The 24,367-nt window shown below is 70.5% G+C and carries 19 protein-coding genes; 6 read left to right on the top strand and 13 right to left on the bottom strand.

Features of this window, described 5'->3' with window-relative positions:
- The first annotated feature begins 112 nt into the window (after window positions 1-112).
- A complete protein-coding gene (locus tag OZN99_RS02780; RefSeq protein WP_270933640.1) occupies window positions 113-1,291 on the top strand; it encodes an NADH:flavin oxidoreductase/NADH oxidase in 1,179 nt (392 codons plus the stop codon).
- Between the two features lie 6 nt (window positions 1,292-1,297).
- On the opposite strand, the gene OZN99_RS02775 is transcribed toward OZN99_RS02780, so the two are convergent.
- From OZN99_RS02775 to OZN99_RS02750, 6 genes are read right to left on the bottom strand one after another with little or no spacing between them, the layout of a single operon-like run.
- Window positions 1,298-2,236, bottom strand: a complete 939-nt coding sequence (locus OZN99_RS02775; protein WP_270933639.1) for an ABC transporter ATP-binding protein — start codon at window positions 2,234-2,236, stop codon at window positions 1,298-1,300.
- Window positions 2,233-3,222, bottom strand: a complete 990-nt coding sequence (locus OZN99_RS02770) for an ABC transporter ATP-binding protein (protein ID WP_270933638.1) — start codon at window positions 3,220-3,222, stop codon at window positions 2,233-2,235. The genes OZN99_RS02775 and OZN99_RS02770 overlap by 4 nt, the downstream gene beginning before the upstream one ends.
- Window positions 3,219-4,121, bottom strand: coding sequence for an ABC transporter permease (locus OZN99_RS02765; protein ID WP_270933637.1), 903 nt, complete (start codon window positions 4,119-4,121; stop codon window positions 3,219-3,221). Before OZN99_RS02765 ends, OZN99_RS02770 begins: the two co-directional genes overlap by 4 nt.
- Window positions 4,118-5,128 carry an ABC transporter permease gene (locus OZN99_RS02760; RefSeq protein ID WP_270933636.1) on the bottom strand — a complete coding sequence of 337 codons (1,011 nt, stop codon included), beginning with the start codon at window positions 5,126-5,128 and terminating at the stop codon, window positions 4,118-4,120. Before OZN99_RS02760 ends, OZN99_RS02765 begins: the two co-directional genes overlap by 4 nt.
- A gap of 1 nt (window position 5,129) precedes the next feature.
- Window positions 5,130-6,731 (bottom strand): ABC transporter substrate-binding protein, encoded by a 1,602-nt coding sequence (locus OZN99_RS02755; RefSeq protein WP_270933635.1) that lies wholly within the window; start codon window positions 6,729-6,731, stop codon window positions 5,130-5,132.
- Between the two features lie 22 nt (window positions 6,732-6,753).
- Entirely contained in the window at window positions 6,754-10,605 is a 3,852-nt protein-coding gene (locus OZN99_RS02750) for a hydantoinase B/oxoprolinase family protein (protein WP_270933634.1), read from the bottom strand.
- A 210-nt stretch (window positions 10,606-10,815) separates the two neighbouring features.
- Between OZN99_RS02750 and OZN99_RS02745 the strand changes: the two genes are divergently transcribed.
- From OZN99_RS02745 to OZN99_RS02735, 3 genes are all read left to right on the top strand, one after another.
- Window positions 10,816-12,564, top strand: coding sequence for a M28 family peptidase (locus OZN99_RS02745; RefSeq protein ID WP_270933633.1), 1,749 nt, complete (start codon window positions 10,816-10,818; stop codon window positions 12,562-12,564).
- Between the two features lie 22 nt (window positions 12,565-12,586).
- Window positions 12,587-14,011 carry a M20 family metallopeptidase gene (locus OZN99_RS02740; protein WP_270933632.1) on the top strand — a complete coding sequence of 475 codons (1,425 nt, stop codon included), beginning with the start codon at window positions 12,587-12,589 and terminating at the stop codon, window positions 14,009-14,011.
- 104 nt (window positions 14,012-14,115) lie between these two features.
- Window positions 14,116-15,627: a DASS family sodium-coupled anion symporter gene (locus tag OZN99_RS02735; RefSeq protein WP_270933631.1), complete on the top strand. Its 1,512-nt coding sequence runs from the start codon at window positions 14,116-14,118 to the stop codon at window positions 15,625-15,627.
- Between the two features lie 37 nt (window positions 15,628-15,664).
- Here the strand turns inward: OZN99_RS02735 and OZN99_RS02730 are convergent, their stop codons facing one another.
- Genes OZN99_RS02730 through OZN99_RS02705 form a run of 6 tightly spaced genes read right to left on the bottom strand, consistent with a single transcriptional unit; the run spans window position 15,665 to window position 21,929 of the window.
- Window positions 15,665-16,792 (bottom strand): cobalamin-independent methionine synthase II family protein, encoded by a 1,128-nt coding sequence (locus tag OZN99_RS02730; RefSeq protein WP_270933630.1) that lies wholly within the window; start codon window positions 16,790-16,792, stop codon window positions 15,665-15,667.
- An 11-nt stretch (window positions 16,793-16,803) separates the two neighbouring features.
- Complete coding sequence (locus tag OZN99_RS02725) at window positions 16,804-17,811, bottom strand: cupin domain-containing protein (RefSeq protein ID WP_270933629.1); 1,008 nt, start codon at window positions 17,809-17,811, stop codon at window positions 16,804-16,806.
- Window positions 17,808-18,860 carry an ABC transporter ATP-binding protein gene (locus OZN99_RS02720; RefSeq protein WP_270933663.1) on the bottom strand — a complete coding sequence of 351 codons (1,053 nt, stop codon included), beginning with the start codon at window positions 18,858-18,860 and terminating at the stop codon, window positions 17,808-17,810. Before OZN99_RS02720 ends, OZN99_RS02725 begins: the two co-directional genes overlap by 4 nt.
- Window positions 18,861-18,876: 16 nt before the next feature.
- Window positions 18,877-19,719: a carbohydrate ABC transporter permease gene (locus tag OZN99_RS02715; RefSeq protein ID WP_270933628.1), complete on the bottom strand. Its 843-nt coding sequence runs from the start codon at window positions 19,717-19,719 to the stop codon at window positions 18,877-18,879.
- Window positions 19,716-20,597, bottom strand: a complete 882-nt coding sequence (locus OZN99_RS02710; RefSeq protein WP_270933627.1) for a carbohydrate ABC transporter permease — start codon at window positions 20,595-20,597, stop codon at window positions 19,716-19,718. Before OZN99_RS02710 ends, OZN99_RS02715 begins: the two co-directional genes overlap by 4 nt.
- A gap of 15 nt (window positions 20,598-20,612) precedes the next feature.
- Entirely contained in the window at window positions 20,613-21,929 is a 1,317-nt protein-coding gene (locus tag OZN99_RS02705; protein ID WP_270933626.1) for an ABC transporter substrate-binding protein, read from the bottom strand.
- 228 nt (window positions 21,930-22,157) lie between these two features.
- Here OZN99_RS02705 and OZN99_RS02700 point away from each other — a divergent pair, with 228 nt between their 5' ends.
- Window positions 22,158-22,364: a dodecin family protein gene (locus tag OZN99_RS02700; RefSeq protein ID WP_270933625.1), complete on the top strand. Its 207-nt coding sequence runs from the start codon at window positions 22,158-22,160 to the stop codon at window positions 22,362-22,364.
- 97 nt (window positions 22,365-22,461) lie between these two features.
- Here the strand turns inward: OZN99_RS02700 and OZN99_RS02695 are convergent, their stop codons facing one another.
- Window positions 22,462-23,526 (bottom strand): LacI family DNA-binding transcriptional regulator, encoded by a 1,065-nt coding sequence (locus OZN99_RS02695; protein WP_270933624.1) that lies wholly within the window; start codon window positions 23,524-23,526, stop codon window positions 22,462-22,464.
- A 197-nt stretch (window positions 23,527-23,723) separates the two neighbouring features.
- Between OZN99_RS02695 and OZN99_RS02690 the strand changes: the two genes are divergently transcribed.
- The coding region (locus OZN99_RS02690) for an amidohydrolase family protein (protein ID WP_270933623.1) at window positions 23,724-24,367 on the top strand (644 nt) is incomplete at its 3' end.

The raw sequence follows: 24,367 nt of genomic DNA, 5'->3' as shown, positions 1-24,367 counted from the left end.
CGGCGGCGCAGGCCGTCGCCTGCGTCGGGCAGCGCGGCCTGACGGGCGGTTGCCGCGCGCGGCACGGACGGACTATGCCCTGCCGCGAAGGACCCGCCGCAGGAGTTCCCCCATGCCCGACGACCGCCCCGCCGCCGCAGCGCCGCTCAGCGAGGCGGGCAGCCTGCCGATGCTGTTCACCCCGCTGGCGATCCGCGGCGTGACGCTGAAGAACCGCATCGTCGTCTCGCCCATGTCGCAATACGCCGCCGTGAACGGCGAACCGACCGACTGGCACCTGGTGCATCTCGGCAAGTTCGCGATGGGCGGCGCGGCGGTGGTGTTCTGCGAGGAGACCTCGGTCTCCGAGACCTCGCGCAAGACCTATGACTGCCCGGGCATCTACACCGACGCGCAGGCGCGCGCCTGGCGGCGCGTGACCGACTTCATCCGCGGGCAGGGCGCCATCGCGGCGATGCAGCTGGGCCATGCCGGCCGCAAGGTCGCCACGCGCGCGCCCTGGGACGGCTTCGCGCCCCTTGGCGAAGCAGACGCCGCCGCCGGCCGGCCGCCCTGGGCCGGCATCGCGCCCAGCCCGATCCCCTTCAAGGAGGGGGCGATGATGCCGAAGGAAATGGATGCGGCGGACATCCGCCGCGTGGTGGCCCTGCATGTCGAGGCGGCAAAGCGCTCGCTGGACGCCGGCTTCGGTATCCTCGAGATCCACGGCGCCCATGGCTACATCATCCAGCAGTTCCTCTCCCCCATCACCAACAGGCGGGCGGATGGGTACGGCGGCGACATCCAGGGCCGCATGCGCTTCGGGCTGGAACTGGTGGAGGCGGTGCGGGCCGCCTGGCCGGCGGAGTTGCCGCTGTTCTTCCGCGCGTCCTGCGTGGATGGAGCGCAGGGCGGCTGGTCGCTGGACGACACCATCGTCCTGGCGCGCGAGCTGAAGGCGCGTGGGGTGGACATGCTGGACTGCTCTTCCGGCGGGATCGAGGGGCCGCTGACGCTGCACCTCGTTCCCCGCGTCCCCGGATACCACGTACCCTTTGCTGAGCGGATCAAGCACGAGGCCGGGATCCAGACCATGGCCGTCGGCCTCATCACCGAAGCGGAGCAGGCGGAGGACTATCTGCGCGAGGGGCGCTGCGACCTGGTGGCCCTGGCGCGGGAGCTGATGTGGAACCCGAACTGGCCGGTTCATGCCGCCGCCGCACTCGGCCTGGACAAGCCGCACGAGCTGCTCCCGCGGAGCTACGCCTGGTGGCTTCAACGGCGCGAGGACGTCCGCAAGATCAGCGGGTAGCGGCGCCTATGCGGCCCAGCAGGCGACGCGATGCGCGTTGCCCTCCAGCGCCGGGTCATCGCGCGTGCAGCGCTCCATGCGCAGCGGACAGCGCGGCGCGAAGCGGCAGCCCGGCGGGATCTCCGCGGCGTTCGGCACGTCGCCGGCCAGCGGCGCGTCCGGCAGCGCACCGGGCCGCGGCGGCAGGACGGAGGCGACGAGCGCCCGGGTGTAGGGGTGGCGCGGCGCGGCGAAGACCTGCTCGGCCGGCCCCTCCTCGACGATGCGGCCGAGATACATGACGGCGACGCGGTCGCAGACCTGCCGCACGACGGCGAGGTTGTGGCTGATGAAAAGATAGGTCAGGCCGAAGCGCGTGCGGAGGTCCTGGAGGAAGTCCAGGATCTGCGCCTGCACCGAGACGTCGAGCGCGCTGGTCGGCTCGTCCAGCACCACCAGCTTGGGTTCAAGCGCCAGCGCACGCGCGATGCAGACGCGCTGCTTCTGCCCGCCGGACAGCTCGTGCGGATAGCGCCAGAGGAAGGTCTCCGGCAGGCCGACCTGCTGCAGCAGCCTTGCGACACGGCCCTGCAGTTCGGTTCCGCTCGCGATGCGCTGCACCACCAGCGGCTCCGCGACCGAGGCGAAGACGGTGCGGCGCGGGTTCAGCGCCGCATGCGGGTTCTGGAAGATGATCTGCGCGTCGCGGCGGAACGGCCGCAGCGCGGCGTCAGACAGCGTCGCAATGTTGGTGCCGGCGAAGCGGATGACGCCGGATGTCGGCTCGATCAGGCGCAGCAGCAGCCGCGCGACCGTGGACTTGCCGCATCCGGACTCGCCGACGAGGCCGAGCGATTCGCCCGGCGTCAGCGCGAGGTCGATGCCATCCACCGCGCGCACGGCGCGCCCGCCCTTCAGCGGATAGGTCTTGGCGAGGCCGGTCACCTCCAGCAGCGGCGCGGTCACGCCGCCTCCTCCGCGCGGTGGCAGGCGACCCTGCGGCCATCCACGTCGCGCAGTCCCGGCTTCTCGGCGGCGCAGCGCGGGATCGCTAAGGGGCAGCGTGGGTGGAAGCGACAGCCGCCGGGTGGGGCGAGCAGGTTCGGTATGTGGCCCGGGATGCCCGCCACACGGTGGTCCGGCCGCGCAAGGTCGGGCACCGCCGCCAGCAGGCCGCGCGTATAGGGATGCCGAGGACGGTCGAACAGCAGCCCCGCGTCCGCATCCTCCACCACCGTGCCGGCGTACATCACCACGACGCGGCGGCACAGGGCGCCGATCACGCCGAGGTCGTGGCTGATCAACAGCAGGGTCAGGCCGCGCGTCGCGACAAGTTCCGCAATCAGGCGCAGTACCTGGGCCTGGATGGTGACGTCGAGGGCGGTGGTCGGCTCGTCCGCCACCAGCATCCGCGGCTCGCCGGACAGCGCCATGGCGATCAGCACGCGCTGGCGCATGCCGCCCGACAGCTCATGCGGGTAGCGGTCGAGCAGGCGGTCCGGCTCCGGCAGCCGGACAGCCGCGAGTAGCTCGGCGGCGCGGGTGCGGGCAGCCGGCCGCGCGCGCATCGACCGGCCCTCCGCGCGGTCATGCGCGCGGATCACGTCCACCATCTGCGACCCGATCGAGAAGACCGGGTTCAGGTAGGTCATCGGATCCTGGAAGATCATCGCGACGCCGTGTCCGCGCAGCCGTGCGAGCGCGCGGCCATCCATGGCGAAGACATCCTGCCCTTCGAAGGCGATGGACCCGCCGAGGACGCGGCCGGGCGGCATCTCCACCAGGCGGGCAATCGAGCGCGCCAGCACCGACTTGCCGCAGCCCGTCTCGCCGACGATGCCGACCGTCTCGCCGGGCTGCACGGCCAGGTCGATGCCGTCCAGCACCTCGGCCCGCCCCTCGAAGCCGTCGAAGGCCAGGCGGTAGCCGCGGATGTCCAGCAGCGGGGTCACCCGCGGCTGCTCTTGGGGTCCAGGATGTCGCGCAGCCCGTCGCCGAACAGATTGAAACCCAGGACGGTCAGGTAGATGGCGAAGCCGGGGAACACGGCATACCACCACCAGTTCGGCATGTAGGTGCGCGCCACCGAGATCATCGCGCCCCATTCCGGCGCCGGCGGCTTGGCGCCGAGGCCGATGAAGCCGAGCGAGGCCGCGGCCAGGATCGCAAGCCCCATGTCCATCGACGCCTTGACGATGATCGGCGAGGTGCAGTTGGGCAGGATGTGCAGCGCCAGGATGCGTGCATGGCCCGCGCCGACGGAGCGCGCGGCTTCCACGAAGGGCTCGTTGCGCAGCGCCAGCGCCTTCGCCTCGACCAGGCGCACATAGCCGGGCCACCAGACGATGGACAGCGCGACGATGCCGTTCAGGATGCCGGGGCCGAGCGCCGCGACGATCGCCAGTGCCAGCACGATGCCCGGGACGGAGAGGAAGACATCCGTCACCCGCATGATCACGGTGCGGACCACGCCGCCGAAATAGCCCGCCGCGATGCCCAGCGGCACGCCCACCAGCGTCGCGACGCCGACGATGGTCAGTCCGACCCAGAGCGAGGTACGGGTCGCCAGCACGACGCGGGAGAACAGGTCGTTGCCCATCTCGTCCGTGCCGAACCAATGCGCGGCGGACGGCGGCTTCAGGCGGTTGCCCAGGTTCATCGCGCCGGCCCCGTCCAGCGGATAGGGCACGATCCAGGGCCCGAAGGCCGCGAGCAGCAGGAAGACGGAGACGATGGCGAGCCCGAGCATGGAGGACGGGCTGCGCCCGAAGCTCCAGACGTAGAAGCGCAGCTGGCGCAACGTCGCCGCGTGGCGTTCCGAGAAGGACGGGCGGGCGAGAGCGACGCTCACTGCGCCGTCCTCAGGCGCGGGTCCAGCACGCCGTACAGCAGGTCCACGACCAGGTTGGCGATCATGAAGTTGAGGCCGATCAGCAGCGTCACACCCATCACCGGCTTGAAGTCACCCGCGATGGCGGAGGAGACGGCGTAGAGCCCGATGCCCGGCCAGTCGAACACCGTCTCCACCAGGACCGTGGAGCCGAGCATCCAGCCCCAGCGCAGCCCGATGATCGCCAGCGTCGGCAGCATGGCGTTGCGCAATGCATGCACGCAGATGATTCGCAGGCGGGAGACGCCGTGCGCGCGCGCGGCGACGATGTAGTCGGAGGACAGCACCTCGATCATCTCGGCGCGGTTCACCCGCAGGATGGAAGCGAGGCAGGGAAAGGACAGCACCAGGGCCGGCAGCACCGCATGGGAGAGAGCACCGCCCAGCGTCCCCCACTGGCCGGCGAGCGCGCTGTCCAGCAGCAGCATGCCGGTGACGGGCGGCGGCGGAGGCGTCGCCACGTCCAGCCGACCGGAGGTCGGAAGCCATTCGAGATGGACGGAGAAAAGCAGTTGCAGCAGGATGCCGAACCAGAAGGCCGGCAGCGCGACCAGCGAGACGGCGATGAAGCGCGTCGCATGGTCCGGCGCGCGGTTCTTCAGCACTGCGGAGAGCATGCCCGCTGGCACGCCGATCAGCACGCCGAAGGTCATGGACAGCAGCACGAGTTCCAGCGTGGCCGGGAAGTAGCGCGCCAGGTCCTGCACGACGGGCCGCGTGGTCACGATGGACCGCCCGAGGTCGCCCTGCAGCAGGCCGGTGACGTAGCGGACGAATTGCTCCGGCAGCGGCCGGTCGAGGCCGTACTCCCGCCGGATCGTCTCCACCATGTCCCGCGTCGCGTCCGGCCCCGCGGCGAGCGCCGCGGGATCGGACGGTGCGACGTTGGAGACGGCGAAGGTGATGCAGACGAGGCCGAAGAGCATCAGCCCCGTCAGCGCCACCCGCTGCAGTACGAAGCGCAGCACGTCAGGCCGCGTCGATCCACAGCGGATGCAGGTCCACCTCGCCGGTCAGGCGCAGCGGGCAGTATTGGAAGCCGCGGACATAGTCCCGCATCAGCCAGCGCCGGTTGGCCAGCATGCCGAAGATCTCCGGCTGCAGTTCCACCACGCGGCGCTGGATGTCGGCGTAGAGCGCGTTGCGCTTCGCCTCGTCCGTCTCCACGCGCGCCGCGTCCACCCACTGGCTGATCTGCTGATCCGTCAGGTGGTGCATTCCCCAGAAGTTCCCGTGGGCACGGGTGTGATACTTGCCGGCGATCACGTCGGGGTCGGTGGAGACCGGCGTGACGTACACGCTGACCATGTCCGGCGCCGTCTCCGCCCGGCTGCCGCGCGCGACCATCGTCGGCCAGGGCTGCGCCACGATGTTCACGCGGATGTTGAGCGGCTGCAGCGCATTCAGCAGCGCCAGGCCGATGCGGCGCGGATCCTCGAGCCCCTGCACATGCACGTATTCCAGTTCGAACCCGCCGTTCGGGAAGCGGCTCTGCGCCAGGAACTGCCGCGCGCGGTCGAGGTTGCGGCGCGGGATGCCGGGCACCTGGACGTGGCCAGGGATGGCCTCCGGGAAGGGGCTTGTCATCAAGCTTGCGGCGCCGTTGTGGATCTGGATCAGCGCGTCGTAGTCGAAGGCGTGCGCAATGGCCTTGCGCACGTTGATGTCCGCCGTCGGCCCCTTCGTCGTGTTCATGGTGATGGCGAAGGTGGTCAGGCCGCGATGGTCCTCCGGCCGGATGCCGCGTGCGGACTTCAGCTGTTCGAAGTCGTCGGCCGGGATCTCGGTGATGATGTCGGCCTCGCCGCGCTGCAGCAGGGCGCGGCGCGCTGCCGGCTCGCGCACGATGCGGAAGATGACGCCGGACAGGCGCCGCTGCTCGCCCTGCGGCCAGCCCTTCCAGTAGTCCGCCACGGCATCCATGTGGATGACCGACTGCGGTTCGAAACGGCGCATGCGGAAGGGACCGGAGCCGGCCGTGTTGGCGGTCAGCCAGGCCTCGCCGAAGTCGTTACCGGCGACGTTCGCCTGCACCTGCCTCGGGTTCACGATGAACCAGAGCGGGATGAAGGTGAGGAAGCTCGGCATCGGGCGCGTCAGGGTGAAGCGCACGGTGCGCGCATCCACCGCCGCGATGTTCTCCGGCGGCAGCACGTCCTTCAGCATCCAGGCGACGCCCTTGTTCATGCGCAGCCCGCGCTCGAAGGAATAGCGTACCGCCTCGGCATCCACAGGATCGCCGTTGTGGAACTTCGCGTTGCCGACCAGGTGGAAGGTCCAGACCGTCTGGTCGGCGTTGGCCTCCCAGCGCTCGGCCAGCCAGGGGACGATCTGCGGCGGGTCGTCCACGTATTTCGCCAGCGCGTCGTACACCGACTGCTGGATCATCCGCGTGGACCAGTCGTAGCGCGAATGCGGGTCGAGCACGGGAACCGGCTGCCCGCCGGCGAAGACCAGGATCTTGCGGCTGCCGTCACGTTCGAAGCCCCGCGCCGGGCCAGCGCCGGCCAACGCGGCCGCGCCGAACCCTGCCGCGATCGCGCCACGGCGGCCTATGGTGAAGCCCGTCATCGTCATCTCCCCTCCGTCCCTCTCAGGCCGCCGAGCGTTGCCGGCGGCTCGCCTCCTCGTCGAGCGTGCCATCCGACCGCAGCACCACGCCATAGTCGCGCACCGCGCCGTCGGGTGTGACGTAGCCATCCGCCAGGTCCGCCGCGATGGCAGCCAAGCTGCGTTCGCGCGGATCGCCATAGCCGGCGCCGCCGCAGAGCTGGACCTCCGCGATCTCCTCGGTACGCGTGAGCGTGACGAGATCGCCGGTACCGGTGTCCTTCACGATGGCGCCATCGGGCTGGCGCACGCCGCCCCAGGCGACGCCGCCGGGCTGGCCGCCGAACAGGCCCGGCGTACGGACGCGCACTCCCTCCGGGTAGAGCGAGGTCAGCGTCGGCAGCCCGTCCTCAGCGAGCTTGCGGACGCGCACCACCTGACCGAGGCCGCCGCGATGCCGTCCGGGACCGCCGCTGTCCGGCACGTAGCCCTTCTCCACCACCAGCACGGGCACACGCTGCTCCAGCAGCTCGATCGAGGTGTTCGCGGCGGAGGTGGGCCAGAGCAGCGCGGACTTCCCGTCGCCCTGCGCTGAGGCGCCCTGCCCGCCCCCCATGAAGAGGTGGTCGGAGTAGAGACGCTTCTCCGCATCATGGCCGTACATCGAGATGGAGACCGGCAGTCCCGTCATCGACTGGACGAGCTGCGGCGCCGCCTGGGACAGGGCGCGGAAGATGTTGGGCGCGATGTACCAGCCCGTTCGCGTACGCAGATACACCGACGCCGGCTTGGTGCAGTTCAGCATGGACCCTTCCGGCGCCTTCACCTTGAAGGGCCGGTAGCAGCCCGCATTGCCGCGCACGTTGGGCGACAGCATGCATTTCAGCGGATAGGTCGCATGCGCCTCGGTGTAGTTCAGCGTGCAGTTCAACCCGCCGCGCGGCAGCTGTGCGGGCGTTCCCTCGAAGTCCAGCTCGATCGAGTCGCCGTCCACCGTGACCTTCAGGGGATAGGTCAGCACCTCGCCCAGCGGGTTGTTGCTGATGGTGGAGGTGTAGACGCCATCCGGGATGGCGCGAATCGCGTCGCGCATCGCCGCCTCTGCGCGGTTCTGCACGACGGCGGCAAGCGCCTTCAGGTCGTGCATGCCGTACTCGTCCATGAAGGCCAGCAGCCTCTCCGCCCCCAGCGCGTTGGCGGCGACCATGGAGTGGATGTCGCCCAGCACTTGCCAGGGGTTGCGGACGTTCTCCTCGATCAGCGTGAACAGGTCCTCGTTCGGCACCCCGGCGCGCACCAGCTTCATCGGCGGGATCTGCAATCCCTCCTCGTACACCTCGCGTGCGCGGAGGTGGTCCTTGGTGCCGCCAATGTCGGAGACATGCCCGACGCAGGTCATCAGCGCGACCATGCGCCCGTCCTTGAAGACCGGCGTCGCGATGGCGAGGTCGTGCAGGTGCCCGGCGCAAAGCCAAGGGTCGTTGGTCATCAGCACGTCGCCGGGCTTCAGCGTCTCCGGCGGGAAGCGCTTCAGCAGGGCGCGGGCGGCGCGCTGCACGGTCAGGTTGAACACCGGCATCGCGCGCGGGCTGTGGGCCAGCGTCTCGCCTTCCGGGTCCAGCAATTCGCAGGCGAAGTCCTGCGCCTCGCTGATGATCAGGCTGAAGGCGGTGCGGCAGACCGTGAGCCACATCTCCTCCACCACCGTCACCAGGCGCGACCACATGATCTCCAGCGCGATCGGGTCGGCCTCGATCCGTGCCATCGCCTCGTCCAGCGGCATGTCGCGAGTGACGACGGCATCGGGGATCGGCGCGGACGCGACGGCGATGCGCAGGTTGCCGCCGGCATCCACCTGCAGCACGTCGCCCGGCGGCACGATGGTGGTGGCCTCGCGTTCCTCGACGATGGCAGGGCCCTTGATGCGGTCGCCTTCCTGCAGGGCGTAACGGTCCCAGACGGAAGCCTCGTGCCAGGCGCCGTCGAACCAGGCGCGGCGGCTGCCCTTCCGCTTCGGGCGCCCCTCTGCGTCCGCGCCCGCCTGCTGCAAGGCCAGCGTCGGCTCCCGGCCGACGACGCGCACGCGGAAGGAGATGGCCTCGAGCCGCGCGCCCTGGAACACCGCCGTGTAGCGCGCGGTATAGGAACGGGCGAAGGCGTCGGCGATCTCAGGGAGGCGTGCCTCGTCCAGCGGGCCTGCGGGCAGCGGCACGGCGATCTCGTGCACCTGGCCGACCAACCGCATGTCGGCGGCGCGTTCCACGCGTATCTCGGCCTCCGGCACGCCGGCCTCCGCCAGCAGCCGGCGCCCCTCGGCCTCGAGGTCCGCCAGCACGCGGTTGACCGCCGCCGCATCGAAGCCCGGAGCGAAGACGACGGGCATGGAGCGCACCTGCTCGAAGGACAGCGGCGCGACCAGGAAGCCGAGCGCCGAGGCTGCGCCGGATGCGGGCGGCACGATCACCTCCCGCACGCCGAGCGCCCGGGCGACCATCGCGGCATAGGCCGGGCCGGCGCCGCCGAAGCCCACCATGGCATAGCGCCGCGGGTCCTTGCCCTTCTCCACCAGGTGCACGCGCGCGGCGGCGGCCATGCTCTCGGTGACGACCTTCGCGATGCCCCAGGCGGTCTCCACCTGCGACAATCCCAGCCGGGCGCCGAGGGTCCCCAGCGCGCGCTCCGCCGCCGCGACGTCCAGCGCCATGCGGCCGCCGAGGAAGAAGCCCGGGTCGTACCAGCCGAGCGCCAGGTTGGCGTCCGTGACGGTTGGTTCCGTCCCGCCGCGCCCATAGCAGGCCGGCCCCGGGTCGGCGCCGGCGGAGTGTGGGCCGACGCGCAGCAGGCCGACCTCGTCGATGCGCGCGATGGACCCGCCGCCCGCGCCGATCTCGATCATGTCGATGACCGGCGCCTTGATGGGCAGGCCGGAGCCCTTCTTGAAGCGGTGCACCCGCGCCGCCTCCATCATCGCGGCGATGTCGGTGCGCCCGTCCTCGATCAGGCAGGCCTTGGCGGTTGTGCCGCCCATGTCGAAGGAGATGACGTCCCGGTGCCCCGCCCGCGTGCCGAACAGCGCGGTCGCGAGGCCGCCGCCGGCCGGCCCGGATTCCAGCAGCCGGATCGGGAAGGCCCGCGCCGCCGCGGGGGAGACGAGGCCGCCAGCGGAATGCATCAGCCGCAACGCGCCACGGAAGCCACGCGCCCACAATTCGCGTTCGAGCCGCGTCACGTAGCGGTCCATCAACGGCTGCACATAGGCGTTGGCGCAGGTCGTGACAGTGCGCTGGTACTCCCAAAGCTCCGCCACCACGTCGGAGGAGATCGAAACGGCGAGGCCCGGTGCCTCGCGCTGCACGATCTCGGCGGCACGGCGCTCATGCGCCGGGTTGGCGTAGCTGTGCAGGAAGCAGACGGCGACGGCCTGCACGCCCTCCGCCGCCAGGCGGCGCGCTGCCGCCGCTACTGCGGCCTCGTCCAGCGGCGTCACCACGCGCCCGTCGCGATCCATCCGCTCCGGCACGCCGAGGCGATGGCGCCGCGGCACGAGCGGCTCGGGATACTGCAGGAACAGGTCGTAGATGTCGTAGCGCTGCTCGGTGCCCATCTCCAGCAGGTCGCGGAAGCCCTCGGTCGCCAGCAGGCCGAGCCGCGCGCCCTTGCGCTCGATGATCGCGTTGGTCACCAGCGTGGTGCCGTGGATGATCTCGCCGACATCGGACAGGGCGATGCCCGCTGCGGCGGTCACCGCGGCCAGCCCCTCCAGAGCGCCGATGGAAGGATCGGCCGGCGTCGTCAGGCACTTGTGCAGCCGGATGGAGCCGGCCTCGGCATCGGCCAGGATGAAGTCGGTAAAGGTGCCGCCGATGTCGAAGCCGATCCGCCAGCGTGCGCTCATCTCGTCCAGGCTCCTCGACGCCATGCATCCGGGCCCGCAGCCCGATGGGGCGGCACCTCGCGCCGCGCCGTGCCGTCGCAGCATGCGCCAGCCGGGATGGCACTGACCAGAGGTGCCGCCCACGAAAACGCCCGCGCGCCGGCTTCCCTGCCGTGCGCGCCGGTGCCAGCCTGAGCTGCCGGAAGCGATGCGCAGGGCAGGAACAGGGCGATGACGGCGTTCGAGGATCGGCTGCTGAACCAGGTCTCGCTGGATGCGCCCTGGGAGCTCGTGGAAGCCTTCTCCCGCACCCCGCGCTGGATGCCGGAGGACGTGAACCGTGCCGGCGGCATGATCGCCGACCGGCTGCGCGCGCTGGGCGTGCCGGTCACGCTCCACGAGCCGGAGATCTACCTCGCCGTGCCGCTCTCGGCCTCGGTGGAGGCGGGCGGCGTCACGCACCGCGCCAAGCCTCCGACTTCCTCGCTGCCAGTCCCGGAAGGCCGCACGGCGCCACTGGTCCATCTGCCGGCCAATCCGAAGGCGCTGCGCTCCTACTCGCGCGACATCGCGGAGCTGTTCGGCGGCGCCGTGCGGGACGAGGCGGATGCGCGGGCGAAGGTGGCGGGCCGCATCCTGCTGACGGAGGGGTTCGGCAACCCGGCGATCGCTTCCCTGGTAGAGGAGTGGGGCGGGCTCGGCGTGATCGCGGCCAATCCCGGCGTGGACGTCCACTGGGGCACCTGCACGACCATCTGGGGCACGCCCGACCTCGACGACCTGCCGCGCAAGCCGAAGATCCCCATGGCGACTGTGAACAAGGCCTCGGGCGAGGCGCTGCGCGCCGTGGCCGCGGCGGGCGGCACCGCAACGATCCGGAGCGAGCTGCTGGAGGGCCTGTTCCCGCAAATCGTACCCGTCGTGGACATCCCCGGCACGGACGGCACCGGCGATTTCGTGCTGCTGCACGGCCACTACGATTCCTGGGATGTCGGCGTGGGCGACAATGCCACCGGCAACGCGACCCTGCTGGAGATCGCGCGGATCCTGTGGGCCGAGCGGGCGGGGCTGCGGCGCGGCGTGCGGATCTGCTGGTGGCCAGGCCATTCCACCGGGCGCTACGCCGGCAGCACCTGGTATGCCGATGCGTTCGCGATCGAACTGGACGAGCACTGCGTGGCGCAGGTGAACTGCGACAGCCCGGGCTGCCGCTGGGCCAGCAGCTTCCACGACACGACGACAATGTCGGAAACGCGCGCGCTGGTCGAACGCGTGATCAAGGATGTCGTGCCGGATGCGCCGTTCGGCACGAAGCGGCCGAAGCAGGCCGGCGACTACAGCTTCTCGAACATCGGCATCACCAGCTTCTACATGCTGAGCTCCACCATGCCGGCGGCGCTGCTGGCGGAGAAGGGCTACTACGAGGTCTCGGGCTGCGGCGGGAACATCGCCTGGCATACCGAGAACGACACGATCGAGATTGCCGACCGCGACAATCTGCTGCGCGACATCCGCATCTACCTGTTGTCGGTGCTGCGCGTGACACAGCCGGAGGTCCTGCCCTTCGACTTCACGGCCACCGCCGAGGAGTTCGCGGCCACGGTCGCACGCTATGCGCAGGCGGCCGGCGACCATGCGGACCTGACGCCGGCGGTCGAGGCGACCGAGGCATTCCGCGTCGCGGTGCAACGACTGCAGGCGGACGCTTCCTCGGGGAAGGTGCCCGCGGCGCGCGCGAATGCCGTGCTGAAGCGCCTGGCGCGCATCCTGGTGCCCGTGAATTTCACCACCGGGCCGCGCTTCACGCATGATCCCGCCTACACGGCACCGCCCCTGCCCTGCCTGGCGGTGGCGACGGAGCTTGCGCGGCATCACGGGCAGATGCTGGGCTTCGCCAGGACCCAGATGCTGCGCGGCCGGAACCGCTACGTCGCGGCGCTGCGCGAGGCATCGCGGTTGGTCGAATCGGCACTGGACTGAACAGGCACGCGGGAGCATCTCGATGCGCAACGACGAGCAAATCTGGCGGCTGGTGGATGACCGGCGCGAGGCCTATGCGGGGCTCAGCGACCGCGTCTGGGGCATGCCGGAGCTCTGCTACAACGAGCACCGCTCGGTCGCGGAGCACACTGCCATGCTGGAGGCCGAGGGCTTCCGGATCACGCGCGAGGTGGCCGGGATTCCGACGGCGGTGATGGGCGAGGCCGGCGAGGGCGGGCCGGTCATCGCCATTCTCGGCGAGTACGATGCGCTGCCCGGCCTGAGCCAGGAAGCCGGCATCGCCGAGCCGAAGCCGGTGCCGGGCGAGACCGCGGGGCATGGCTGCGGCCACAACGTACTGGGCGCGGCGAGCCTCCTTGCAGCGGCAGCCGTGAAGGACTGGCTCAAGGCGAACAACCTGCCGGGGCGCGTGCGCTACTACGGCTGCCCGGCGGAGGAAGGGGGCGCTGCCAAGGGCTTCATGGTGCGCGACGGCGCCTTCGACGACGTGGACATCGCCATTTCCTGGCACCCGGCCTGCTTCTCCGGCGTCAACGAGCCGTCGAGCCTGGCGAACACGCGCATCGACTTCAGCTTCACCGGCCGCGCAGCGCATGCGGCGTCCGGCCCGCATCTCGGCCGCTCCGCACTGGACGCGATCGAGCTGATGAATGTCGGTGTGAACTACATGCGGGAGCACATGCCATCCGACGCCCGCATCCACTACGCCTACCTGGACGCCGGCGGCATCGCGCCGAACGTGGTGCAGTCCCGCACCAAGGTCCGCTACCTCATCCGCGCGCGGAACCTGGAGGAGCTCACAGGCCTCGTCGCACGCGTGCGCAAGATCGCCGACGGCGCCGCGCTGATGACGGAGACGACGGTGGAGACGCAGGTCATCTCCGCCGTCTCCAACCTGCTGGGCAACACGCCGCTGGAGCAGGCGATGCACGGCAACTTCGAGCGCCTGGGGCCGCCGCAGTTCACCGAGGAGGACCGCGCCTACGCCGCGGCGATCCAGAAGACCCTTCGCGAGGAGGACATTCTCTCGGCCTATCGTCGCCAGGGCGTCACACCGGAGCAGGGCAAGTCGCTCTGCGACCTGATCGTACCGCTGGGCGCAAAGGGCGCTGGCATGGTCGGCTCCACCGATGTCGGCGACGTCTCCTGGAAGGTGCCGACGGTGCAGGCCCGGGGCGCGACCTATGCCATCGGCACGCCCGGCCATTCCTGGCAGGTCGTGGCGCAGGGCAAGGCCCCGGCGGCCCATACCGGCATGGTGCATGTGGCGAAGGTGATGGCGGGCACGGCGGTGGACGCGATCCGCAACCCCCAGCTGATCGCCGCCGCCAAGGCCGATCATGCCGCCCGCACGGGCGGCAGGCCCTATCAGAGCCCGCTTCCGCCCGACGCGAAGCCGGCGCTGGGCATGTCGCTCGCCGAATAGGTCCCGGGCCCGCCGGCGCTGCCGCCGGCGGGACTTGATGCGGCGCAAGGTGCGCGGCATCGCGTCCACCTAGTCTGCCCGCCTGCGCTCAGGGGGAGCATGCGATGGCGACCACCACGGCCAGCCGGGAAGCCAAGCCGTCTGGGGCATGGAGCGGCAAGCTGCTCGGCCTGGTCCTGGCCGTCGCAGCAATGCTGGCCTTCTCGGCCCTTCCGCCCTTCGAGGGCCTCCCCGTCGCCGGGCAGCGGGCGATCGGGATCCTGATCTTCGCGGTGATCCTGTGGGTCAGCGAAGCGGTGGACAGCACCGTGAGCGCGGTGCTGATCGCCGCGGCGATCATCCTTCTGCTCGGCACCGCGCCCGACCTGCAGAACGCGGCGCAGCGGGTCGGCTTCGCGCGGGCGCGCGACTGGGCCATCGCGGGGTTCGCGAACAACGCCGTCGTCCTGGTGGGCGCGGCGCTGGTCTTCGCCGCGGCGGTCACCGCCACGGGGCTGGACCGACGCATCGCGCTGGCCACGCTCTCGCGCGTCGGCTCGGGCACGCGCGCCGTCTTCGCGGGCACCATCGTGGTCGGCATCCTGCTGGCCTTCCTCGTGCCCTCCGCCACCGCGCGCGTGTCCGCCGTGGTCCCGATCGTTCTCGGCATCATCGCCGCCTTCGGCATCCCGCGCGAGTCACGGCTGGCAGCGCTGCTGATGATCGGCTCGGCGCAGGTCTGCTCCGTCATGAACGTCGGTGTGCTGACCGCGGCCGCCCAGAACGCCACCATGCTCGGCTTCACGCAGCGGCTTCTCGGCGCCTCGGTCACCTGGTTCGACTGGCTGGTCGCCGCCCTGCCCTTCTGGCTGATCATGGCACCGGCCGTCGGCTTCATCCTGTGGCGCTTCCACAAGCCGGAAGTGGACAGCATCGAGGGCGGCACCGCAGCGATCCGCGCCGACCTGGGCCGCCTCGGCCCGATGACCGGGCCCGAATGGCGGACGCTGATCGTGGGGGCGGGGCTGCTGCTGACCTGGGCCACGGAAGGCCGGCTGCACGGCCTCGACACGGCCAGCAGCACGATCATCGCGATCGCCCTGCTCCTGCTGCCGGGCCTCGGCGTGATGAGCTGGAAGCAGGCGCAGGCCTCGGTGCCCTGGGGCACGCTGCTGCTGTTCGGCGTCGGCGTCGCGCTCGGCACGGCGCTGGTGACGACGCGCGGCGCGCCATGGCTGGCCAACCTGATCGTGGACTGGTTCGCGCTGAAGTCGGCCACACCCTTCGTCATCGTGGCAGTGATGTCGGCCTTCCTGATCCTCGTCCATCTCGGCTTCGCTTCCGCCACGGCGCTGGCGGCGGCGTTCATCCCGATCGTCATCTCCGTGCTGCAGGAGGTCTCGAAGGCCGGCGTCGCGGTGAACGTGCTCGGCGTGACCATGATCCTGCAGTTCGCCGTCTCCTTCGGCTTCATGCTGGTGGTGAACGCGCCGCAGAACCTGGTGGCCTACGGCACCGGCACCTTCGCCGGCCGCGACTTCACCCGGTCCGGCGTGGTGATCACGCTGGTCGGCTACGGCGTGATCCTGCTGCTCGCCGCCACCTGGTGGGACTGGCTCGGCTGGATGCGCGGCTGAGCCGCGTCCCGACTCGGCTTCCGCAGCGGCTGGCCCCTCAGAGCCGCGCGGAGGCGATCGCCGCGCCGGCAACGAGGGATTCCAGCTTCGCCCAGGCGATGTCGCCATGCACGGCGCCGTAGCCGGCGAAGGTGCCGAAGCCGCAATCCGTGCCGGCGATCACGCGCTCCGGCCCGACCATGCGGGCGAAGGTCGCGATGCGCTGCGCCACCAGTTCCGGGTGCTCCACGAAGTTCGTCGTGCTGTCCAGGCATCCCGGGATCAGCACCCAGCCGGGCGGCAGCTTCGTGTCCTGCCAGACCGTCCACTCATGCGCATGGCGGGGATTGGACGCCTCGAACAGCAGGCCGCCGATCCGCAGGCGCAGCAGTTCCGGCAGCACGCGCGCCAGCGCGATGTCGCGGGTGTGCGGCCCCTCGTAGTTGCCCCAGCAGATGTGGAGCCGGACGCAGGCGGGATCTATGTTGCGCAGCGCGTGGTTGAGCACGTCGACATGGCGTCCGGCACGCCTGACGAAGTCGTCCTCCGGGAGATCCGGGTAGAGCATGTGCCGGCCGAGCCCGAGATCGGGCGCGTCGATCTGGAGCGTCAGCCCGGCGGCGACGATCGCCTCGTATTCGTGGCGCATCCCCTCCGCGAGGTCGGCCATGTAGCTGTCGAGATCGGGATGGATGTCGGAGGGCTGGAACAGCGCGATCACGCCGGGCGAGGCGCTGTTCATGAAGCCCTGTGCGTAGCCCGCCGCCTCCATGGCGTCGCGCATCACGGCGATGTCGCGGGCCAGCGGCTCCATGCTCTTCACCGCAATCGGCCCGGTACATCGCGGACGCCGGTAGGTCGGCGTGCCGCCGGAGCGGCCGATCTTCTCGGCATAGGCCGGATAGTCCATCAGGTCGGCGGGCACGCGGCGCGGGCTGTCGCCCGAGAAACCGGTCAGGCGGTCCTTGATGTAGGTCGCGTAGGAGATCTTGGAGGTCTCGCCATCCGACGGGATGTCGATGCCGATCGCCTTCTGCCGGCGAAGCACCTCCGCCGTCGCCTGCTCCATGGCAGCCTCGTAGGCAGCGGGGGCGATCGGCTCCTCCCGCTCTCGCGCGAATAGCAGGTCGGCGACAATCTGGCTGCGCGGCAGAGAGCCGACGTGGGTGGTGAGGATGCGGGCCATGGCGCGCGACCTCAGACGAAGCGCGGCGCGGCCGGCGCATCGCCACCGCGCACGACATAGGCTGCGACGTCGTTCGAGGAGCTCGCACGGAAGCCACGGGGCATGCCCTTCGGCGTCGTGAAGGTGTCTCCGGGCCCCATGACCACCTCGCCATCGGGTGTCGTCACCTGGAGCACGCCGCGATGGACGAAGATCACCTCCGGCTCGTCGCGCACATGCGCGGGCACGGCGGCACCGGATTCCAGCCGCAGGCAGCGCAGATTGAAGCCGTGCGGCCACCAGCCGCTGATCGGCCCGGGCGCGAAGAAGTCGCCGGTCGCGGTCGGCGTGATGATCGCCGCTTCCTCCACGCCCGGCCGCGCCAGCGGTGACGCGGGATTCGAGGCGAACTGCCCCGGCTTCAGCACGCACCCCGCCAGCTTCTCGGCCGGCGGCGTCGCCAGCTGCGCCATCTCCGCGGCGTCGGGCGGCTGCTGCAGCCGCGCGCCAACGGGGACCGACTCGCCCTGGGTCGTGTCGATGAGCCGCCCGCCCTCGAGCAGCACGAGACCATAGTGCCGCGCCAGTTCGAAGACGCGCGGCGACCAGGTCACCTTGCCGGGATCGTCGCCGCCGAGAACGGCGAAGAGAAAGCCGGTCTCGTCGCCGATGTTCTCGAAGCCCCGGAACATGTGGATGGGGATGGAGATCACGTCCCCCTCCTCCATCACCGCCTCCCCTTCGTCGGCATTGACGCCGAAGATCATGCGCCAGCGTCCCTTGTGCACGACGAAGACCTCAGCGGTCTCGTGGCTGTGCTGGCTGTTCAGGCAGCGCGGCGGCTGGCGCGCGCCGCCGATGTTGAAGCCGTGCGGCTCCGCGATATGGACGTGCTGGTTGGGGTTCTCCGACACGCCCGGCCCGATCAGGGTGAAGTTCTCCTTCGCGTCGGAGCCAGGCGACCGGCTGTCGACGAAGGCGTTGCGGCACGGGATCAGGTCCGCATAGCGGATCAGGCGCTGGCTGAGCATGGCGTTCATTCCGGGTTGAGCCGCTTCGTGGTCTCGGCGTCGAAGAGGTGCAAGCGGCGGGAATCGAGCTTCACGCCGATGGTCGCCCCCATCTCGGCGCGCCAGGCACGGTCCGCCTTGGCGATCAGGCGCGATCCGCCGGCGATCACCGTGACCAGCACCGCCTCTCCCGTGAGTTCCACGGCGTAGACCTGCGCGACCAGGTCGGCGGCATCGGGCGGCGCGACCGTGACGTCCTCCGGGCGGATGCCCAGCACAGCGCTGCCGGCGTGCCGGGCGACACCGGTCTCCGCGCGGAGTCCGCCGGCCGCGATGAAGACGCCGTTGGAATGCTGCCCGGTGACCAGGTTCATCGGCGGCGAGCCGATGAAGCCGGCCACGAAGAGGTCCGCCGGTCGGTCGTAGATCGCCTCCGGCGTGTCGAGCTGGCGGATCTCGCCCTGGCTCATCACCGCGACGCGGTGCGCCAGCGTCATGGCCTCGATCTGATCATGCGTGACGTAGATGGTGGTGACGCCTAGCTCGAACTGCAGGTGCTTGATCTCGGCGCGGGTGGAGACACGCAGCTTGGCGTCAAGGTTCGAGAGCGGCTCGTCCATCAGGAACACCGTCGGGCGCCGCACGATGGCGCGGGCCAGCGCCACGCGCTGCCGCTGGCCGCCCGAAAGCTCCCGCGGCTTGCGGTGCAGCAGCTCGCCCAGCTCGACCTTGTCGGCGGCCGCGCGCACCTGCCGCTCCCGCTCCGCACCACGGATGCCGCGGAGCTTCAGCGGATAGCCGATGTTCTCCGCCACTGTCATGTGCGGATAGAGGCCATAGGACTGGAACACCATCGCCACGTCGCGCTCGCGCGGCGGCAAGTCGTTCACGCGGTTGCCGCCGATCAGGATGTCGCCCGCCGTCGGCTCCTCCAGCCCCGCGACCATGCGCATCGTCGTGGTCTTGCCGCAGCCGGACGGGCCGAGCAGGACCATGAACTCGCCGTCACGGATAGACAGGGACTGGTCGCGCACGGCGACGAAGCCGCCCCATCGCTTGGTGACGTTCCGCAGGATCACCTCGGCCAAGATCGCCTCACTTCACCGCGCCGCCCGTCATGCCGCGCACGAAGTGGCGCTGGATGACAGAGGCGAGCAGGAACATCGGGATGGAGATCAGGATGCCGGCCGCCGCGATCAGCTCCCACAGGTCGCCACGCTCCGTGCGGAACCGCGTGATGCCGACCGGGAGCGTCACAGCGTCGTCGCGCGTCAGGATCAGCGCAAAGAGGAACTCGTTCCAGGTCAGGATGAAGCAGAACACGGCCGTCACCACCACGCCCGGCCAGATCATCGGCACGACGACGTCGAGGATCACGCGCAGCCGCGTGGCACCGTCCACCAGGGCTGCCTCTTCGCTCTCGGTGGGCACGGCGTCGAGGAAGCCCTTCAGCATCCAGGTGGCGAACGGCGTCACGATCGCCAGGTTCACCACCACCAGCGCCAGATGTGTGTCCAGCAGCCCCAGGTCGCGGAACAGCAGGTAGAAGGGCAGCACGACGACCACGGCCGGGATGAACTGCGTGGCGAGGATGGTGAAGAACAGCGCGCCCTTGAATGGCATCTCGAACCGGCTGAAGGCATAGGCGGCGAGGGTGGAGGCCGGGACGGAGATGAGCACCGTCAGCCCCGCCACAATGGTGCTGTTCAGCAGCGTGCGGCCGATGTTCCATGGAGCACCGAAGATGGTGCGGAAGTTGTCGAGCGTCGGCGTGAACAGGATGGTCAGGTCGAACAGGTCCACCGGCCGCTTGAAGGCGGTCAGCGCCATCCAGAGGATCGGGAACAGGATGAGGAACAGCATCCCCAGCAGGATGGCGGCCTCCAACCCCTTCCATACCAGCCTGCGCCGGCGTGCCGCGGCCGCGCGGTCGCTCATGTCTGGCCCGGCTTGCGCAGGATGAGCTTCATGTACCAGACGGCCAGGAACACCAGCAGCGCCGTCAGGATCCACGCGACGGCCGAGGCGTAGCCCATGTCGTACCAGCGGAAGGCGATGGAATAGACCAGGTAGGCGAGCGTCACCGTGGAGGTGCCCGGCCCGCCGCCGGTCAGCGTCACGACCTGGTCGAACATCTTCAGCGCGAAGACGGTCTTGAGGATGGCGACCACCGCCAGCACCGGCAGCAGCGCGGGAATGGTGACGTCGCGCAGCACCTGCCATTCGGTGGCACCGTCGATGCGGGCTGCCTCCTCGGGTTCCTTCGGTAGCGCCGCCAGGCCGCCCAGCACCACCAGCGTCATGTAGGGCACCCAGCGCCAGGCGTCAGAGAACACGAGTACCAGCAGCGCCGCCCAGGGATCGGCCAGCCAAACGAAGCCCTTCAGCGGCGGCAGCAGCACCCCCGCCAGCCAGGTGAAGACGCCCGTCTCCGCGTTGAACATGAAGCGGAACGAGATGCCGACCAGCGCCGGCGAGACCGCGAAGGGCAGGATCAGCACCGCGCGAGTCACGCTCTGCAGAACGCCGGCCCGGCGCAGCAGCAGCGCGAGGCCGAGCGCCGAGACGACGGTCAGCGTCACGTCGAACAGCACGAAGAGCCCGGTGACCATCGCAGCATTGGCGAAGTCGGGATCGTCGGTCAGCGCGATCACATAGTGCTCGGGCCCGATGAACGGCCCGGGCGTCAGCGAGCGCGTCAGCCGCCAGTCCCGGAAGCTGGTCGTCAGCGAGACGGCCAGCGGCCAGATCGTCGTGCCCAGCACGATGAGCGCCGCCGGCAGGATCAGCATGTATTTCAGCCAGCGGTCGCGCATCGCAAAAAGGTCGGATCAGCCGCGCCGCGTGATCCGGCGCACGCTGGACGCGGCGTTGTTGAAGGCGTCGGCGACGCTGCGGCTGCCGGTCGCCGCCTCGTTCATGGCGGTCTCCAGCGCCTCGCTGATCTGCGGCCATTCCGGCCCGAAGGTGATGGACTGCGTGTCGCGCAGCCCTTCCGCCGCGAAGCGGTGCATGCCGCCGAAGCGGGCGTTCACCGCATCGTCCAGCAGGTTCGGCGTCATCACGGAGACCACGTCGTTCTCCCGCGGATCGAGCAAGACCTCGCGTTCCAGCGCGGGGTTGGCGATCCAGGTCAGCAACTCCATGGCCGCGTCCTTGCGGCGGGAGCGGCGCGGGATGCCCCAGACCCAGGTGTTGGTGAAGGTGGTGCGCGGCCGACCGGCATAGCTCGGCATGGGCGCGAACCCGATCTGCTGCTCGGTCAGGCGGCTCGACTGCGGGTTCACCAGGGTGGAGCGCACCCACCACCATACCGGCAGCATGGCCGCGTTGCCCTGGCCCATGCTGTTCACCGCATCCTGCTCGACGAAGGAGACGGCGCCAGCCGGCGTGATGCGGTGGCGCCGCAGCAGGTCCACGTAGTCCTGCACGGATTGCAGCCCGGCCTGGCTGTTGAAGGCCGGCTGGCCCCGCTCGTCGAACAGCGTGCCGCCGCGGCCCCAGAGGAAGTTGTACCAGACCATCAGGTTCTGGCCGTTGCCGCGGCCATAGGGCACCGACACGCCGGAGATCCCGGGCTCCCTCTCCTGGATGGTGCGGCCCGTCTCCACCAGCGCCTCCCAGGTCGCGGGCGGCGTCAGGTTGTGCTTCTCGAACAGGTCGCGCCGGTAGAACAGCAGTTGCACATGGCCGCGGCTCGGCAGGCCGAGCAGGTTGTCGCCGACCCGGCCCTGCCGCAGATGCGCCGCCGGCCAGCGGTCCAGCGGGATACCCTTCTCGCGGACCCTGGCGTCGATCGGATCGAACAGGTTGTTGAGCGAGGCAACCCACTGGTCCATCGCGATCGCCAGGTCGTAGTCGCCGCCGCCGCCGACCATCTCCGCCGTCAGCGCCTCGCGCATGCTGGCGAAGGGGATGAAGGTGTAGCGGGCGGTGATGCCGGTCTGCTCGGTGAAGGCGGCGAGCCGCGCCTCATGCGCACGGAACTGGCTGGCGACGACGCAGAGCACCTTGAGCTCGGTGCCGGCGAAGGGCTTGCCGGGCCGCAGCCCGGGCGTGGCGGTGACCGAGGCGCGCGCCGGACCCGCGGCGGCGAAGGCGGCGCCGCCCGCGGCGGCGGCCAGGATGTCTCGTCGGCGCATGGCCATGGCGCGTCTCCCTCCCAGCGGGCGGTCGGTCGCGCCCGTCTTGCATGCGCATTCAAGCTATCGGCAGCAAGGCCGCGCTGGCAAGGGTGCATTGCACGGCGGGTGCAGGCCCGTTCGGCCATCGCGGCGAGACCGTGCCGGGAACGCCGTGTCCGCCGCAACCATATGGCGCGGCCTCTCGTTGGCCGAACGCCGGGACCCACCCCACCTGCCCAGGAGGGCACCGCCGTGGCTGTCGTAAAGGTCATCGAGCTACTCGCCGAGAGCGAGCAGAGCTGGGAGGACGCTGCGCGGAGAGCGGTCGAGGAGGCCACCAGGACCCTGCGCGGCGTCAGCTCCATCTACATCAAGGAATTCCAGGCGACGGTCGAGAACGACCGGATCAAGGCGTTTCGCGTGAACGCGAAGATCTCGTTCCTGCTCGACAACAGCTAGCGTAGGTCGGCTGCGTGCGTGGAGGGCGGCGGAGCCTCACGTGCCCCGCCGCCCCTGACGACGAGGCCGGGCGGCGTTGTCCCGCCAGGTGTGCGCGTCATGCCTCATCCCGTGGCGGGCGCCACACCAGGCGGTCGCCGAGGCTGACGCAGCCTTCCGGCGGGATGCGCGCGGAGCCACGCACCACCAATTCCCCATGCACCACCTCGTGCCGGGTGGGGGCGGCGGGGTTCTCGATCATCTCGCAGATCAGCGCGACGGCGGCATCCACCATCGGCTGGAGGGGCTGGGCGAAGGAGGTCAGGGAGAAGCTCGGCCAGCGCGCCGGCGCCGTGTCGTCGAAGCCGACCAGCGACAGGTCGCGCGGAATGCGCAGGCCGAACTCGTGCCGCGCCACCTCCGCGACCGCGATCGCCATGTGGTCGTTGCCGCAGAAGATGGCGTCGGGCCGGTCCGGCCGCGCCAGCAGGCGGCGTGCGGCGGCGCAGGCCGCGTCGAAATCGTAGAGCCCGACCTCGCGCAGCGGGGGCGGAAGGTCGTGCTCGACGAGCCAGCCGGCAAAGCCCCGCTCCCTGTCGCGGCTGGTGGACGACGCCTCGATGCCCGCCAGGAAGGCCAGGCGGCGATGCCCGCCCGCAACCAGGAACTCCGCGATCAGCCGCCCGCCCCGCAGGTTCTCGCCCGTCACGGAGGAGACATCGGTGCCAAGGCTGGTGCGGTTGAACAGCAGCACCGGGATCCCGGCCGCGCGGCACTCGCTGGCCAATGCGGAGGAGACGGTGGTGGAGGCCAGGATCAGCCCGTCCACGCGCCAGGACAGGACCTCCTGCAGTTGCGGGTCGGCGTCGCGGCCGGCATCCGGCGTGAAGAGCAGCAGGTGGTAGCCGCGCGCGTGCAATCCGCGCGACAGCGCCTCCATCACCTCGGGGTAGAAGTGGTTCTGCAGATAGGCGGCGGCGACGCCGATGATGCGGCTGCGCCGCGTGGTCAGCGAGCGGGCGATGGCGTTGGGTCGGTAGCCGAGCTCGCGCGCCGCATCCTCCACCCGCGCGCGGGTCTCGCGCGCGATGGACGCGCCGGGCGTGAAGGCACGGCTGACGGCGGATTGCGACACGCCGGCCAGGCGCGCGACGTCGCTGGCGGTGGCGTGCCGATGCGGCACGCGCGGTCGGGGCTCCGCGCCTGCGGCCGCGCGACTCATGGTGCGGCCGCGCGGCCGTCACGGCGCATAGCATCCCTGATGGAAGGGCATCCCATGGGTGAATCTTGCATGCGCATTCAAGCCAGGACAAGTCTTGGCGGCCCCTTCGCCCCGATCGGCCAGGAAGGCATGCTGCCGGTGCGGAGGGTCGAGACGCGATGACGGATGTGCTGCTGATCGAGGGCGCGCTGGTGCTCGACCTCGAGGCCGATCCCGACCGGCCGACCAGGGCCGACATCCTCGTCGCGGGGGGCCGCATCGCCGCGGTCGCGGACGGCCTGGCCGATCCCGCGCATCCCGCCCGCGCCGGGCTGCCGCCGCCCGCCCGCGTGCTCGACGGTCGCAGGCGCCTGGCCATCCCGGGCCTGGTCAACGCGCACTACCACTCCCACGACGTGCTGCTGAAGGGCATGTTCGAGCCGCTGCCGCTGGAGCATTGGGCGCTGCTGGCGCTGCCACCCTCCTATCCCCGCCGTCTGCGGGACGAGCTGCGGCTTCGGACGCTGCTCGGCGCCGCGGAATGCCTGCGGGCCGGGATCACCACCGTCGCCGACATGAACCGCCTGCAGCCCTTCGACGAGGACGACCTCGACCTTGTCCTGGAGTGCTACGAACAGGTCGGCATCCGCGTGGTCTATGCGCCGCATTTCAGCGAGGTGCCGCCCCTCGTCACCACGCCGTTCCTGGCCGATTGCGTGCCGGAGGCGGAGCGCTGGCGGCTCGGCGGCGGCCCGCCCCTCGTCCCGCGCGGCGAGGACGCGCTGGACCGCGTGGCGGCGGCCATCGCGGCGCGGCAGGGCCG

This window comes from Falsiroseomonas oryzae, assembly GCF_027856955.1.
Taxonomy (GTDB): Bacteria; Pseudomonadota; Alphaproteobacteria; order Acetobacterales; family Acetobacteraceae; genus Falsiroseomonas; species Falsiroseomonas oryzae.
Note: the sequence above shows the minus strand (reverse complement) of the source record. Positions and strands in the feature narration are given on the sequence as shown.

Excerpts from the sequence above, each read along its gene's own strand:
- OZN99_RS02710 (WP_270933627.1), bottom strand. The coding sequence starts at position 20,597 with ATGCGCGACCGCTGGCTGAAATACATGCTGATCCTGCCGGCGGCGCTC.
- OZN99_RS02735 (WP_270933631.1), top strand. The coding sequence starts at position 14,116 with ATGGCGACCACCACGGCCAGCCGGGAAGCCAAGCCGTCTGGGGCATGG.
- OZN99_RS02740 (WP_270933632.1), top strand. The coding sequence starts at position 12,587 with ATGCGCAACGACGAGCAAATCTGGCGGCTGGTGGATGACCGGCGCGAG.
- OZN99_RS02705 (WP_270933626.1), bottom strand. The coding sequence starts at position 21,929 with ATGGCCATGCGCCGACGAGACATCCTGGCCGCCGCCGCGGGCGGCGCC.
- OZN99_RS02715 (WP_270933628.1), bottom strand. The coding sequence starts at position 19,719 with ATGAGCGACCGCGCGGCCGCGGCACGCCGGCGCAGGCTGGTATGGAAG.
- OZN99_RS02730 (WP_270933630.1), bottom strand. The coding sequence starts at position 16,792 with ATGGCCCGCATCCTCACCACCCACGTCGGCTCTCTGCCGCGCAGCCAG.
- OZN99_RS02725 (WP_270933629.1), bottom strand. The coding sequence starts at position 17,811 with ATGAACGCCATGCTCAGCCAGCGCCTGATCCGCTATGCGGACCTGATC.
- OZN99_RS02780 (WP_270933640.1), top strand. The coding sequence starts at position 113 with ATGCCCGACGACCGCCCCGCCGCCGCAGCGCCGCTCAGCGAGGCGGGC.
- OZN99_RS02755 (WP_270933635.1), bottom strand. The coding sequence starts at position 6,731 with ATGACGGGCTTCACCATAGGCCGCCGTGGCGCGATCGCGGCAGGGTTC.
- OZN99_RS02745 (WP_270933633.1), top strand. The coding sequence starts at position 10,816 with ATGACGGCGTTCGAGGATCGGCTGCTGAACCAGGTCTCGCTGGATGCG.
- OZN99_RS02750 (WP_270933634.1), bottom strand. The coding sequence starts at position 10,605 with ATGAGCGCACGCTGGCGGATCGGCTTCGACATCGGCGGCACCTTTACC.